The organism is Veillonella absiana (genome assembly GCF_032970865.1).
Classification (GTDB): Bacteria; Bacillota; Negativicutes; order Veillonellales; family Veillonellaceae; genus Veillonella; species Veillonella absiana.
Genome location: NZ_JAWJZB010000004.1, coordinates 97,000 through 112,001, shown reverse-complemented (window position 1 = coordinate 112,001; position 15,002 = coordinate 97,000). Strand labels below are relative to the sequence as shown.

Genomic DNA, 15,002 nt, shown 5'->3' with positions numbered 1-15,002 from the left:
ACTATGCTTTATACTCCCCAGTCGCCTCTCTTAACAAATCCTCATGCCAATTCAAAGTTTGCAGAGGATCTAAATCCATTTCATGATACTTGTCAAACACTTCATATAAATAACTGTAATTGATTTTATTCTCTATAATCTTTTTGAGTGAATCTGTATCCATTGAAATAATCTTCATTCCTGTAATGGCCTCTTCATCTCTTGTATAGGGAATTATTTTTCTATATCTGAAATCAGAAACGACATTCTTATCCAGATAAGTACTTACAAATAAACTGTAATCAAATGGATTATTAAATCTGATTCTATAATCTCCTAAATGTCTTGAAACAGGCTCCATTTCCATTCTTCTTTGGTTTGTTCCATCTGCAAGCGTTGCTTCGAGTAATAGCGAATGTTTAGGATAAGAAGTGCATGCTTCATATTCATATATAATGTCTGCATAACCTCCGGCTGCGTGTGTCTTAGGTAACAGATTGGCTTCTAATGACAATTTCATAAAATCCAAAATATTTCCTTTTCTTTCGCTGACTTTGTACCAGATAATTCCTAATACATATTCAAAAATCGTTGGAATAGCCGCCTCGTCTGTTACAAGTTCTTCTATTCTCTTATCATCACGTTTCTCAAAACAATTTAGCAACTCTATGAGCACAGAATCGTTAAATTTCTTATCTATTAAAGCACTGAATCTTCTGTATCGCTCATCATTTACATAAGTTGCTGCCTGCTCTGATGACTTGATTGCGATACCTAAGTCTGCACTTAACACCTGATAAATCTTATTGATATCAACATCAAACGCACTTGAAATTTCAGTCAGTGGAATGCTCTGTGTTAGCGTATCACATCTCGTAAAAGCTTCTACATACAAATCATCCATTATCTCTTTGAAAAAATATTTAGGGAGCATATCTAATTTGATTAGTTGATCTTCAAAGATTAGAGTATCTGTAATATTAAAATATCTTCGATTCAAATCAAAATAATCCGATAAGGTTGCCATCGCTTTAAATACATGAAGATACTTAAAGAAAATCTCCTTTAATTCTTTTTCGCTTGAACAATTTAAAAATGGGCACTCAGGCGAAATAGAGGATTTTCCATTTTTTCTTATTACACTAATATTCGTTGTCCTAAATAATAAACTCCTCCATAATGTTCCAGGCTTTTGATTGATGCTCTTTGCAGAATTCAGTAGTGCTTCATAATCATCTCCACTATCAAGAAAGATTTTCTTAATATTCTCATACAATCTATAATAAGGCTTATCATAATTTCTGCTTTTACGATTCATGCCAATGAGGCAAATCAACTCTTCATCAACCGGATGATCAATGAATTCTGAAAGTGCCTCTTGGTAATTCTCCATAACAATCAATCTTTCGTATATCACATCTTCTAATGTGATTTTTTCTTGCCTATATAGCCGGATGCTTTCGATAATTTCTTCAGCACTCTCTCTATCATTAATCAGAGGAATAAAATAAGTAAACTCATCATAAGTCAAAAAATCAAGTTCCAATAAAGACTTTAAGGTAACCAAAAAAGGTCTTACAATATTGTTGTTCACATTTATCGTGGTCTTTAATAATTGCTTCAAATACACAAAGCTATCGCTGTCCAAATTAAAGAAATTATTGGTATCAAAAGTACCTTCTCTTGCAATATTTAGAAGTTCTTTACCTGCATCTGTAATCAATCTATCTGGAGTAATCAAGCCTATGTCAACCAATCCTGATGTTTTTTCTCTGGCATCTTTATCTTTTCTACCAGCATCTCCATATAGAAAACCTCTTTCTTTCATAAAATCATAATACTCTTCTTGCAGAGTATTGTTCCAATTCCAGGCCGATTTGTTTGATACAGTTTTATAAAATTCTTCCAATAACAATAATTGCTCTTCAATCTTTAAATTTAGTTTTGCAGTTCTGAAACTCGTTGTTCCAATAACCCAACAAAAACTTTGATAGGGAATGCTTTTAGTCGCCATTTACTCATACCTCCCATCCACAGGATAATTAGTGATTAGAACTTCTTCAGATATACTATCTTTATTTTTTCTATGATAATTACTATTGGAATAGCTTTTATATAAATAATGGCAGTGATAGCCTCTTTCTTTGATCCATTCATTCAAAATAGTGTGCTTTTTATTTTTGCTCTCCAAAACATTGGATAATGCAAATTTAAATCCTTTACTATTTGCAGAATCCAAAAAATGAAGTAAATCTTTCTCATCAGATTCTGTCCACATCCCATTTTCATTATATGTTGCATTCGTGAGTAAATAGGGCGGATCACAATATATAAAAATCTCCTGAGAAAAATCGTCTAATGAAATATCCCTAAAGTCCTTTTTCATAAATTGTACATCCTTCTTTTTCAACTCGTCGGAAAACAAAATCAACTTACTTCTCATTTTCGAATTAAAATCTCTCTTTCCAACCGGAAGATTAAATTCACCCTTACGATTAAAGCGTATTTGATTATTAAAGGAATACACAATTAATATATACAACAATGCATAATCAATTTCTCCTGAATGAATCCCTGCATTAAAATCTTCTCTCAGTTTTAAAAATTTATCTTTATTATACTCTGCCAATCCCTTTCCACTGTCACAATTATAATAGGCGTATCCATATAAAGACGAATTTGATAAACCATACTTTTCAATAATTCCATCTAACTCTTTTAACAATTTATCAGTTCCGGTATCTCTGATATATTTCATCAAATCAACCAAACTATCATTAGAATCATTAAAAATAACCTTTGAAGAAGATGAATTTATTCCAACATTCCCTCCTCCGGAAAATAAATCTAAAAACACTTCCCTTTCATCAAATAAAGGTTGTAACTGTTCCAACAACTTAAATTTTCCACCTGTATAATTAAACGGACAAGAGATATTCATTTTCTTCTTTTCTTCTCTAAATACTTCGCATAAAAACAGTCTTTCTTTATTATCTTGTATATCTGATTTTCCAGTTGAAAAACTCTTATAGTCCGATTCAAATATAGTAACTTTCCCTTTTTTACTAAGAATTCTCAAGATATCTTCATCCGATATTTTAGCATTCGACCTATCATTTCCTTTATTGGACATATTGTTATACGAGAGCAAGATATACTTTGCATCCGCTTTTTCAATTAAATCTTGAAATGCTTTTGTGGCCGTAATCATGCAATAATCACTTTTTAATGCCGTTCTGTCCATTTTTCTTGCAACCCCATACACTTCAGGCTTCTCCCACCTTGCTACATTTTCAAGCAAATGATACGCATCACAATACTGCCTTGAATTATATGGGGGATCCAGGTACAACAAATCTCCTTTTATGGTTTTTATCAACTCATTTGCATCAAGGTTATAACAAGCATTATTAGAATTCATCGTTTCTTCCGGTAACAAGACATTCAATACCAAAGTCTTTTCAAAATCCACATTTTTCCTATATGCATCATAATGTCCAACTGTGTTTGCAATTTTGTCCATCGCATATAAAAGCGATGTAATCAATATAGCGTATTCCTTAAAATTTATTTCTTTATTTTTGTACTTTTCTTCTATATCTTCCCTTATATATCCTATCTTGCTACAATCATCAGCTGAAAAAAAAGTATCCGCAAACTTTTCTCTCATATAGTTATTATCACTTGTTTTCAACCGGTTATACTCGTAGATTATTTCAATTATCTTTTCTTTTGAATATGATTCACTCCCAAACCAAGCATAATTAGAAAGATAATTGCTATATAGCAAATCATTTGTAATTAACATCTTATCCTTAAAAGTATTCGCAACTGCACCGGTTCCACTAAATATGTCGATTACAATATTAACACCTTTACAATTTTCATCCACTGTTTTTCTTATAAAATCAGAAAGAGAATATTTGTTTCCTAAATATCTTCTGTTATTTATAAAAGATTGTTTTAACCCTAATTTGGATATAAGAAACTCGATGTCATTCACATCATTTGAATCTTCTGTATTTAGACAACTTTTTAGAATTGTAATTGTATTTTGATCCCAAAAATACCTTCCTGTTTCACTTTTGGGAATATCGATATTCTCTTTTTCTATTAATTTATATAAATATGACTTAGAGATCTCTAATTCTCTTATCACATCAGCAACTTTTATGCTTGTCATCCTTATCCCTCCTTGCCACATTTCTATATTATTAGTAGACATTATACCATATTTTAATCGATTTTCCCACCAAAATTTACTAAAAAATAGATGCTAATCGCATCTAAAATCAGCATTCACTTTATAGCTATTCCTCTCTTAAAATTCATCTTTCACTATGAGTCTTTATATTATTATCACGTTTCGATTCTCTATTCGCTTCTATCTTTTTGCGTTTTGAAATCCTTTCAATAATCGAATCTTTTTCCTTTTCAACTACATTTTTTCCAAGATAATCATCCATATTATTCTTAAGGTGTCTAAGCTCGGTAAACTCCTCCATTAAAGAATCATGCTGTTTCGCTATCCTTTCTTGTTTTAATCTCAAATCCTTCGAATGCTCATTCAATTTCCTGAAAAGATTTTTACCGGATTTGCTCTTCAATCCTTCCAATACAGTATTTTTCAAATGCGGGAACTGTTTCAAAAAAACATCTATTTCCTCATAAGATTTCTGATAAGCTTCCACATCTTTTCGGTTCATCATCATATAAATTTTATCATTTGGATTTTTACGATATCCTTCATAATGCTCTCTTTTGCTGATACAGATTTGAATATGCTTTACTACTTCCTTTATCCTTTTTTGCTCCCATGACAGCTTATCAAACTCTCGCTTCAATTCATTTTTTTCGATTGAGATTCGGCTGATACCACGCTCCAATTCCTCCATCGAATTAAATCCCCTGTCTCTAATTTCAATAAGTGTAGAAGCTGCCGTTTTAAGGTTATGTTTCGTAGCCCAATGCTCATATCCTTTGCTTGACCTCACTTTTTCGTTATTCTTAATATCAATGATATTGCCAAGTTCTTTTTCTTTATTCAGAATCCTAACTTTAATCCGTTCTTCGGTATAGTTCTCTCCAATCGTCTTTGCTCGGGTAAATCTCTGCTGATTATTACTTCTAAAAGCAATATGCTTACCGAATTTTATCTCGTATCCATAGCTTTCCATCTTAGATAGAAAGTCCTGCCAATCAACGGACTTCTGAATACTCCTATCAATATCAAACTGAAGCCTTGACTTATAGCTACTGCCTTTTTTACTCTCATTCCAATCATGCCAACTTACAAATTTTCTTCGCTTAATTTCGTTGATTTCCCTCTGTGTTTCCAGGTCAATCACAGACAAATTATGTTCCTTGCAAAGCCTATCGCTTTGATTTCGGATGTTCATATAGGAACCGTAATAGGAGTGATAAACCTTACCTTCTTCTACATCAATGGAATTAAAAATGATGTGATTGTGAATATGGTCTTTGTCGATATGTGTTGCTAGGACATATTCATATTTCCCCTCTAAAATATTTTCGCAAAGTTCGATTCCTACCCGATGAGCTTCTTCAAAACTCACTTCTTCCGGCACGAAGGATTGGATCAGATGATGAGCTAAAGTCTTGGTTCTTGAGTTAAACTGTTTTTTGGTGAGTTCAAATTCCTTGTGGGCATTTTCTCTGCTGCAAAGGTGGGTAGTAACATAGATTTCATCATCGGTTTTATCGCCATTGCAGATATAGTCTATCGCTTTTTTCAGCGTGCTCTTGATCGGATGTATCTTCGTAACCGCCATCAGCTGATCACCTCATTGAGGATATAATCCGAAAATGAGAGATTTTGTTTTATTTATGTATGAACTTGCAATGAAAAAAGAAATAGGTTTCAAGATAATTGTGGAAGATAAATTCCCTAACGATATTGAAACAGATGAAAATAATTGGAACGCCAAACTTGTTTTCTATGGTAATGACAAAGAGCATCCGTTCAATTCTGATGTTTGTAACATCTTAAAGGAACTATCGGATAATCTGTTTGACTTGGAGTCTTACTCTATTACAAAGGAACAGTTTGATTCTATTAAAAACAAATCTGTAGAGTATTACTCTCTACCACTAACACAGAAAGAATTTGAAGACCTTTCAAGAGATGAAATTCTAAAATAGAGAATTGAATACTTAAAAGAGAATAATTTACTGTAATAAATAATGCTACGGGAAACTTCCTGTAGCATTTTCAAATACAAAAAAATCACCCAAAGAATTATTCTTCAGGTGATGTATTTCTAAAATCTGCAAGCATTTTGCAAGCATATTAGTTGTAAAACGGCTATTTATAAGGCTTTAGAGACTGTTTTTAATCACTCCCACTCAATGGTAGCAGGTGGTTTAGATGTGATATCATACACGATACGGTTAATATGTTGTACTTCGTTTACGATGCGACTAGAGATTTTATCTAGTACTTCGTAAGGGATGCGGGCCCAGTCAGCTGTCATAAAGTCAGTTGTTGTTACACCGCGCAACGCCAATGTGTAATCATATGTACGAAAGTCGCCCATTACGCCTACAGTACGAGTGTTAGTCAATACTGCAAAGTATTGGTTGATGCTGCGATCAAGACCAGCATTCGCGATTTCTTCGCGGAAGATCCAGTCTGCATCACGAAGGATATCTAATTTATCTTTTGTGATGTCGCCCATTACGCGGATAGCAAGACCAGGACCTGGGAATGGTTGACGCCATACTAGGTAGTCAGCAAGGCCCAATTCAGAACCGAGTTCACGCACTTCGTCTTTGAACAAATTACGAAGTGGTTCGATTAAACCTTTGAAATCTACTACTGCAGGCAAGCCGCCTACGTTGTGGTGAGATTTGATAACTGCGGCATCGCCAGCACCAGATTCGATAACGTCAGGGTAGATAGTACCTTGCGCTAAGAAATCAACGGAACCGATTTTACGGCCTTCGTCTTCAAATACGCGAATGAATTCTTCACCAATAGTTTTACGCTTCGCTTCTGGTTCTTCAAGACCAGCCAGTTTGCTCAAGAAACGTTCTTCTGCATCCACGCGGATAAAATGCATACCGGAATCTTTGAACGCTGCTTCTACTTCGTCGCCTTCGTTTTTACGCATCAAGCCATGGTCAACGAAGATACAAGTCAATTGGCTACCCACCGCTTTGGAGATCAATGCTGCTGCTACAGAGCTATCTACACCGCCGGATAACGCCAACAATACTTTGCCGTCGCCTACTGTGTTGCGGATGTCTTCAATAGCTGTTTTTGCATAGTTAGCCATTGTCCAAGTGCCTGTTAGCCCACATACTTCATACAAGAAATTATGGAGCATTTCTTTGCCGTGTTCAGAGTGCAATACTTCTGGATGGCATTGCATAGCATATAATTTTTTATCTGCATTTTCCATAGCCGCCACAGGACAGTTGTCAGTAGTGGCAACGACTTTAAAGCCTTCAGGAATGGATGCTACATAGTCCACATGACTCATCCAAACGATTTCTTCTTCGCTCAAACCTTTGAATAACAAAGAGGACAAATCACATTTCATAGGTGTTTTGCCAAATTCGCGACTTTCAGCAGATGTAACCTCACCACCCAAGGTATGCGCCATGAATTGCATACCATAGCATAGACCAAGCACAGGAATCCCTAGCTCGAACACCTCAGCTTCGATTTGAGGCGCATTATCCTCGTATACGCTATTAGGGCCACCAGTGAAAATAACGCCTTGTGGTTTCAATTCTTTGATTTTCTCTACGGCTTTATTATATGGATATACTTCGCAGTATACGTGGTTTTCACGAACGCGACGAGCGATCAACTGGTTATATTGACCACCGAAATCGACAACAATAACAAATTCCTTGTTTTCCATTTACATCCTCCATTAGCATGTGCTTGTGAAAGCTATTACTCTTTTTGTTTACCTCTTATTATATCATATGTGAAAGCTATATCTCCATCAGCAATATGTTAATCTTCCTCTTTCAATGGTCCCTCTCCCGCTGTATCCTCGATAGCCTCCATATGCACCGCCCCTACAGGGCAGATGGAGTAGCAATCACCGCAGCGAATACAGCCGTGGCCAATATAAAATTGAAATTCTCCTGGTGAAATGCATTGCACGGGACAGTCAACGGCACAGGCACCACATTTCACACAAGTATCTCGTATAGAAAATATTATTTTCGCCATATGCCACCTCCCATAAAAAATGAATGCTACATAGTACTACAATTAAAGTATCAATTAGACATCATTTAAGACATCAATTGCTTGTTTCTCTCCAATACTTGGTGAATCGCATAAGCCACACCATTGGAATCGTTATCCTTAGTAATGTACTGGGCTGAATCTTTCACAAAATCATCAGAATTCCCCATGGCAATAGAGATATCCGCAAATTGTAGCATGGACACATCATTATGAGAATCGCCGATGGTCATGATTTGATCCGCCCCGATTCCCCAATTAGCACCTAGCTCTTTTACCGCATTGCCCTTTGTTGTGTGTGGCAATACGAATTCCAAATTACCTTCACTAGATAACAACAAATCATAGCTAATATCATTAGATAGATCCTGCACAATGCGCTGTTTCATACTTTCATCACCATAAAATACTTGCAATTTTTCAGGCCCCATGTCGAATTGGTCCATATAGGTACGCAAATCGGCTACAAAGGTACGCGTTTCGAGAACAAAGAGACGAATATTTTCACGAATATAATAATCCACGCGCGGCAAACTTTCACGAGTACCATAAATCGCAGCACCCATGTAGGCCTCTGTGTAAATACCATATTCCAGCAATCGATCTAGCAAATGTAAGGCCTGCTGTTTCGGAAATCCCTCGCGATAAACCTGACGATTATCCTGTTTATCCATCACAAGCGCCCCATTTGAGCAGATGAAATAGCGCAAATCAGGAATCTTGTCAAAGATTTCATTCATCTCGTTCCATGCACGGCCAGAGGCAATAGCCACGCGTACACCTTGGTCCATGGCTAATTTAATGGCCGCTACATTTTCGTCAGTAATCGATTTTTTGGTATTTACCAAGGTACCATCCACATCACTAACGATGAGACGCACTGGTTTTTCATTTTGTAAATTCATGTAATTCCTTATTCTTTAATTTTGAATTTAATGCTTAAATTTGATGATTAAATTTAAGGCTTGATTTTGATGCCTCATTTGGGTTCTTAATTTTAATTCTTAATGTTGGATGCGTCGAACTCGGCCTTGATTGTGGCTAATGTCTCAGGTTTTTCCATTAATGAAAGCAACGACAACCCTATAATGTGGGCACCATCTAAAATAGTTTGTTCAATAGTCGGATCCTGCATGGCTGCGGCGAATTCAACAGAGTGGCACACCTTATCTTCACCAGCTAATCGCAATTTAGGATGGAATGCGGGACATTGAAAGCTCACATTACCAATATCCGAACTCCCCGACACTGGTGCTGCACCTGGTATGAACGGTATATCTAAATTTGTCATCACATCCTCGATGAGATGATTGCCCGATTCAAGGACATTCATACTATCGTAGCAATTACCGTGGAATCCATATTCCACTCTCGTACCAGTGGCCATAGCCGCACCTTCAAAGATGCGTTTTACTTGTTCTGAAATAGTATTTAAATACGTACGCTCTGTATGACGAACGCAGCTTTCAAATTCGGCAAAGTCAGGAATAATATTGGATGCGGTACCTGCCTTAATAATCCAGTTACCGATGCGCGTTTCAGGTCGCACTTGTTGGCGAAGCATGTCTAGGGCATGGATGGCCAATTGCATACCATTCGCCGCATTCACACCATTCCAAGGCTCCCCTGCTGCATGAGCTGGTTTACCATAAAATCGAGCGCGGAAATTATCTAACGCTAGAAAATTGGAGTTTGGACGCGTTTCCTCCCCATCAAGATGAACCATAATAGCAAAATCATAGTCTTTGAACACGCCCGCATTCACCATGTCCACCTTACATCCCGTAGCCTCTTCATCAGGGGTACCAATAATATCGATATCGCCATGAAATTCATAACCTTCTGTTTGCATTTGATGAAGTGCCAATGCTGCCAATGTGCTCATGGATCCACTAGCACTATGACCGCATGCATGACCCACGCCAGGTAAGGCATCGTATTCACAGAGTATGGCCAAACAAGCTGTGGGGTTATCCACCTGTACCGCATGAGCGATAAAGGCAGTAGGCAAATTACAAAATTCATATTCCACGGGAATCCCCGCTTGCTCAAGCACACGACCAATAGTTTTCACAGATTCAAATTCTTGGCTAGAAATTTCAGGATTCTGAGCCAATGTCATATTTATTGTAAATGCAGCAGACTTATGATTATCACAAGCTGCTAGGAATGATTGTTTTCCTTGAATCATAGTATCCTCCTCAAGCTTGATTATCCTATTACACCAAGCTACTTTATTAGTATAACAAATTTTATCGATTTCGTTATAGAGTCAACCATGCATTATGAATACATTAGTTATATTTATACTTTAAATCTTGCACTAATGCATAAAAAACCGTACAATATTCATAGATAGGCGTTTGTTGTATTTTTGGGATTCCATATGGTGAAAGTCACAATAGCGTTAGCTTTCACCGAAACGACGCCAATGTGGTATGTGTAAGGAGGCACTTATGTTTAAATTCAAAAAACTGGCAGCTATTGTAGCAACAGCTGCATTAGCAATTGGGTTAATCGCTGGTTGTGGTGGCGATACTGCTAAAAAAATGACCACTCAAGAGGGCGTATTGCGTGTAGGTTCTGAAACTACATTCCCTCCATATGAATTCACTGAAGGCGATAAATACGTTGGTTTCGACGTTGATTTGTCCGAAGCAATTGCTAAAAAACTCGGTTTGAAAATGCAATTTGTAAGCATGGGTTTTGATGCATTAATCCCTGCTGCACAATCTGGCGACATCGACATGATCGCTGCTGGTATCAACGCGACTCCAGAACGTGAAAAAGTATTAACATTCAGTGATGTATACTTCAAAGATGCTGGTTATGTAACTGTTGTACGTAAAGACAACACATCCATTAATTCTATGCAAGATTTAGCAGGCAAAACTGTAGGCGCACAAATCGGTACCATTCCTGTAGATATGGCAAAAGCGATTCCTAATACAACTGTAAAAGAAATTGATTCTAATGCTACTATTTTCATGGAATTAAATGCTGGTACAATTGATGGTGCTATCATCGATAACGCTGTAGCTATGTACTACTTGAAACAAGGTGCTGACAAAGACCTTCGTCTTGCCGGTCAACCTTCTGAATCCCCAGGCACAGTATTGGGCTTCAAAAAAGACAATGCGGCTCTACGCGATGCAGTTAACAAAGCATTGAAAGAATTAAAAGAAGACGGTACATACCAAAAAATCTATGAAAAATGGTTCGGTAACTACCAACAAGCAAAATAAACGAATCGTTAATTGCTAATCCAGTAAATCCTCTGTATACTATATTTCAAGAGGAATTTTGGATGAGTATTAACTCTACCCGAGACAATAGCCATGTAGTCGAAAGACGCATGGCTATCTTTTTTTGTTCCTCAAGAATACACTTGTAAGAAATAATTTTTACTATTGTATTTTTAATATGATGTGATATACTAAAGGGACAAAAGCATGTAAAATCTTACATCAAAACACCCCCGATTAACTACTGTTAGTCGGGGATTTTCATATCTTTCACTATGATTTTCTCATGTTCCTGACCGGAACATTTACTTGTCTGAAACCGAACCTAAAAAGGGAGATTCTATTAGTATTAACACTAGTAGAATCTTCCTTTTTTATATCTGTAGCCAGGATACACCTTCGACCCTAGCATTCAGATAATGTTTCTTTTTTTACGCTTCCTTAATCACGCTCGCGCAACGTTCGCACAATGTAGGATGTTCTGCATCGTGACCAACGGAATCGCGGTGGATCCAGCAGCGTTCGCATTTTTCAAGTTCAGATGCTGTTACCACAACACCGATACCAGATTCAGCGCTCACAACGGAACCTTCTGGAGCTTTACCTTCCACAAGGTGTGCTTCAGAGACGATCAAGAACGCCGCGAGTTTGCTTTCACCAAGAGCATTCAATGTAGCAAATGCATCGCCCTCAGCGTATACAGTTACGGATGCATCCAATGGATGACCGATTGTTTTGTTTTGACGAGCTTCTTCCAATGCTTTTGTCATGTCCCCACGCAATGCAAGCAATTTAGCCCATTTCGCAGCGAGTTCCGCATTGTAATGTTCTGGATGACTTGCTGGCCAATCTTGAAGCATTACGCTTTCGCTCATGCCATCTTCTTTAGGCATGTATTTCCAAACTTCCTCTGCTGTAAAGGAAAGTACTGGAGTCACCATAGCCACCAATGTTTTCACGATTTCATACATCGCTGTTTGCGCACTGCGGCGTGCTTGGTTGTTGGCACTTTCAGCATACATAATATCTTTCATAATATCTAGGTAGATAGAACTCAAGTCTACTGTGCAGAAATTATGGATTGTATGGTACAAGATATGGAATTCGTAGTTTTCGTACGCCTCAGTAACCTTGTTGCGCACTTCCTCAAGACGAAGTAACGCCCATTGATCGAATTCGGACATATCCGCATAAGCCACCTTATCAGTGTTTGGATTAAAGTCATCCAAGTTGCCAAGCAAGAAGCGGAATGTATTACGGATTTTACGATATACTTCGGACAATTGTTTTACGATGTCCTTAGACAAACGCACGTCGCCTTGGTAATCCGCAGAGGATACCCACAAACGCATTACGTCAGCGCCATATACGTCGATGATGTCGGAAGGAGCCACAGTATTGCCTACGGATTTAGACATTTTGCGACCTTCGCCGTCCACAACGAAGCCGTGAGTCAATACGGAGTTATAAGGTGCATGACCAGTGGTTGCTACGCCTGTTAACAAGGAGGAGTTGAACCAACCACGATGTTGGTCAGAACCTTCTAGGTACATAGCTGTTGGCACATCAAGGCCATTAACTTCTAACACGCCGGACCAAGAGGAACCGGAATCGAACCAAACGTCCATGATGTCAGGTTCTTTGCGGAATTCATCATGACCACAATGAGGGCATGTGAAGCCTTCTGGCAATAATTCTTTCGCATCGTGAGCCCACCATGCATCGGAACCTTCTTTGGCCACCCAGGATTGAACGGATTTAATGGTGTCGTCGTTGATTACGTATTCGCCACATTCGTTACAGTAGAATACTGGAATTGGCACGCCCCATGTACGTTGACGAGAAATACACCAGTCACCACGGTCACGAACCATGTTATAAATACGATCATGACCCCATTTAGGAATCCATTGTACTTGATTGTCGATCGCATTCAACGCTTCTTGACGGTATCCATCTACAGAGCTGAACCATTGTTCAGTAGCGCGGTAGATAACTGGATTTTTACAACGCCAGCAGTGAGCGTATTGGTGACGCAAGCTGGATTTGTGCAACAATGCATTGTTGTGTGCCAAGATTTTGATGACAGGCACTTCCGCATCATGAATTTCAACGCCAGCCAATGGGAATTCAGTATCGCCATAACGACCTTCGTCGACTGCGGAAATGTATTTACCTACAGGATCCACAAGGGATACGATTGGCAAATCGATGATGCCCTCTTTGCGGTAACGAGCCACAACGTTAAAGTCATCTTCACCATGGGCAGGTGCTGTATGTACGCAACCAGTACCGGCTTCTAATGTAACATGGTCGCCCAATAATACTGTGGATGTACGTTCTACGAATGGATGTTTGAATGTAGCCAATTCTAGATCAGCACCGCTGAATGTGTTCAATACATTGTATTCAGTGATACCAGCGTCCTTTAGGGCGCTTTCAACAAGTTCTGTAGCCATCAAATAGTATTCGTCGCCCACTTGTACCCAAGAATAGGATAATTCAGGGTTCACGGAAATCGCCACGTTGGCAGGCATTGTCCAAGGAGTAGTTGTCCAAATAACAGCGAACGCCTTGGAAGCATCCACGCCAGCTGGCAATGTCACAGTTTTTTCGGATACGTAAGGGAATTTTACGTAAATGGAGAAGGATTTTTTCTCAGCGTATTCGATTTCTGCCTCTGCCAATGCAGTTTCGCAGTGAGTACACCAATATACAGTTTTCAAACCTTTATAGATATGACCGCGTTTCGCCATTTCGCCGAAGATACCGATTTGTTTCACTTCGAACTCAGGACGCAATGTCAAATATGGACGATCCCATTCGCCCAATACACCAAAACGAATGAAATCTTGTTTTTGTTCCTCTACACAATTCAACGCGTATTCTTTACATTTATTGCGCAAATCAAGAGGCGCCATTTCATGACGGTTCAAACCAGTGTTTTTAATAACCGCATGTTCGATTGGCAAACCATGTGTATCCCAGCCAGGAATGTAACGAGTGTAATGGCCAGTCATGGTTTTATATTTCATGATAATATCTTTTAATGTTTTGTTGAGCGCATGACCAATATGCAATTTACCGTTTGCATAGGGAGGGCCATCATGCAAAATGAATGGCTTGCTATCCTTGCGCAATTCCAAACGTTTGTTGTAGATGTCATTATCTTCCCAAAATTTCAAAATTTCTGGTTCCCGTTTTGGCAAATTGCCACGCATTGGGAATTCAGTTTCTGGCAAATGTAATGTTTTACCGTAATCCATGATGTTGCTCCTTTTACATGTTCTCACTAATATATGTCGAAAAAATTGATTATGTTTGGTGAAAGTTACGAATATGGGATGCCGTGGTATTTTTCCGCTATGACAAAAACTATTGGCGTCATTTAGGTATAAAAAATACGCCCGTCCCCGAAGGGACGGACGTTATATCCGTGGTACCACCCTACTGACTCTCCATAGATGTTTTGCTGAAAATTCATGTATCATGCTCGGATTTGCGCCGTGCGCTACCGCTCACCATCTCAGCAATTCTATGTAGGGATG

At 38.1% G+C, this 15,002-nt stretch carries 10 protein-coding genes; 2 read left to right on the top strand and 8 right to left on the bottom strand.

The annotated features are described in order from the left end of the window. Window position 1: 1 nt before the first annotated feature. From RVY80_RS04325 to RVY80_RS04315, 3 genes are all read right to left on the bottom strand, one after another. Window positions 2–1,993 (bottom strand): AlwI family type II restriction endonuclease, encoded by a 1,992-nt coding sequence (locus RVY80_RS04325; protein WP_317329771.1) that lies wholly within the window; start codon window positions 1,991–1,993, stop codon window positions 2–4. Continuing rightward, on the bottom strand, window positions 1,994–4,162 hold the full coding sequence (locus tag RVY80_RS04320; RefSeq protein ID WP_317329770.1) for a Dam family site-specific DNA-(adenine-N6)-methyltransferase: 2,169 nt from the start codon (window positions 4,160–4,162) through the stop codon (window positions 1,994–1,996). A 145-nt stretch (window positions 4,163–4,307) separates the two neighbouring features. Then, window positions 4,308–5,771, bottom strand: coding sequence for a relaxase/mobilization nuclease domain-containing protein (locus RVY80_RS04315; protein WP_317329769.1), 1,464 nt, complete (start codon window positions 5,769–5,771; stop codon window positions 4,308–4,310). A 34-nt stretch (window positions 5,772–5,805) separates the two neighbouring features. On the opposite strand from RVY80_RS04315, the gene RVY80_RS04310 reads away from it, so the two are divergent. Next, window positions 5,806–6,141, top strand: coding sequence for a hypothetical protein (locus tag RVY80_RS04310; protein ID WP_317329768.1), 336 nt, complete (start codon window positions 5,806–5,808; stop codon window positions 6,139–6,141). A gap of 194 nt (window positions 6,142–6,335) precedes the next feature. Here the strand turns inward: RVY80_RS04310 and guaA are convergent, their stop codons facing one another. The 4 genes from guaA to RVY80_RS04290 form a co-directional block, all read right to left on the bottom strand. Next, window positions 6,336–7,871 carry a glutamine-hydrolyzing GMP synthase gene (gene guaA, locus RVY80_RS04305; RefSeq protein ID WP_295189636.1) on the bottom strand — a complete coding sequence of 512 codons (1,536 nt, stop codon included), beginning with the start codon at window positions 7,869–7,871 and terminating at the stop codon, window positions 6,336–6,338. Window positions 7,872–7,969: 98 nt separating this feature from the next. Then, entirely contained in the window at window positions 7,970–8,191 is a 222-nt protein-coding gene (locus RVY80_RS04300; RefSeq protein WP_295189633.1) for a DUF362 domain-containing protein, read from the bottom strand. A gap of 65 nt (window positions 8,192–8,256) precedes the next feature. Then, window positions 8,257–9,114, bottom strand: a complete 858-nt coding sequence (locus RVY80_RS04295) for a Cof-type HAD-IIB family hydrolase (protein WP_317329767.1) — start codon at window positions 9,112–9,114, stop codon at window positions 8,257–8,259. Between the two features lie 92 nt (window positions 9,115–9,206). Beyond that, window positions 9,207–10,400, bottom strand: a complete 1,194-nt coding sequence (locus RVY80_RS04290; RefSeq protein WP_317329766.1) for an amidohydrolase — start codon at window positions 10,398–10,400, stop codon at window positions 9,207–9,209. 265 nt (window positions 10,401–10,665) lie between these two features. On the opposite strand from RVY80_RS04290, the gene RVY80_RS04285 reads away from it, so the two are divergent. Beyond that, on the top strand, window positions 10,666–11,454 hold the full coding sequence (locus tag RVY80_RS04285) for a basic amino acid ABC transporter substrate-binding protein (RefSeq protein ID WP_295189625.1): 789 nt from the start codon (window positions 10,666–10,668) through the stop codon (window positions 11,452–11,454). A gap of 431 nt (window positions 11,455–11,885) precedes the next feature. Here RVY80_RS04285 and ileS read toward each other — a convergent pair whose 3' ends face one another. Beyond that, window positions 11,886–14,720: an isoleucine--tRNA ligase gene (gene ileS / locus RVY80_RS04280; RefSeq protein WP_295189622.1), complete on the bottom strand. Its 2,835-nt coding sequence runs from the start codon at window positions 14,718–14,720 to the stop codon at window positions 11,886–11,888. Window positions 14,721–15,002 lie beyond the last annotated feature (282 nt).

What these genes read in the sequence shown, in the direction of transcription:
- RVY80_RS04325 (WP_317329771.1), bottom strand. Translation starts at nt 1,993, where the DNA reads ATGGCGACTAAAAGCATTCCCTATCAAAGTTTTTGTTGGGTTATTGGA.
- RVY80_RS04320 (WP_317329770.1), bottom strand. Translation starts at nt 4,162, where the DNA reads ATGACAAGCATAAAAGTTGCTGATGTGATAAGAGAATTAGAGATCTCT.
- RVY80_RS04315 (WP_317329769.1), bottom strand. Translation starts at nt 5,771, where the DNA reads ATGGCGGTTACGAAGATACATCCGATCAAGAGCACGCTGAAAAAAGCG.
- RVY80_RS04310 (WP_317329768.1), top strand. Translation starts at nt 5,806, where the DNA reads ATGAGAGATTTTGTTTTATTTATGTATGAACTTGCAATGAAAAAAGAA.
- guaA (WP_295189636.1), bottom strand. Translation starts at nt 7,871, where the DNA reads ATGGAAAACAAGGAATTTGTTATTGTTGTCGATTTCGGTGGTCAATAT.
- RVY80_RS04300 (WP_295189633.1), bottom strand. Translation starts at nt 8,191, where the DNA reads ATGGCGAAAATAATATTTTCTATACGAGATACTTGTGTGAAATGTGGT.
- RVY80_RS04295 (WP_317329767.1), bottom strand. Translation starts at nt 9,114, where the DNA reads ATGAATTTACAAAATGAAAAACCAGTGCGTCTCATCGTTAGTGATGTG.
- RVY80_RS04290 (WP_317329766.1), bottom strand. Translation starts at nt 10,400, where the DNA reads ATGATTCAAGGAAAACAATCATTCCTAGCAGCTTGTGATAATCATAAG.
- RVY80_RS04285 (WP_295189625.1), top strand. Translation starts at nt 10,666, where the DNA reads ATGTTTAAATTCAAAAAACTGGCAGCTATTGTAGCAACAGCTGCATTA.
- ileS (WP_295189622.1), bottom strand. Translation starts at nt 14,720, where the DNA reads ATGGATTACGGTAAAACATTACATTTGCCAGAAACTGAATTCCCAATG.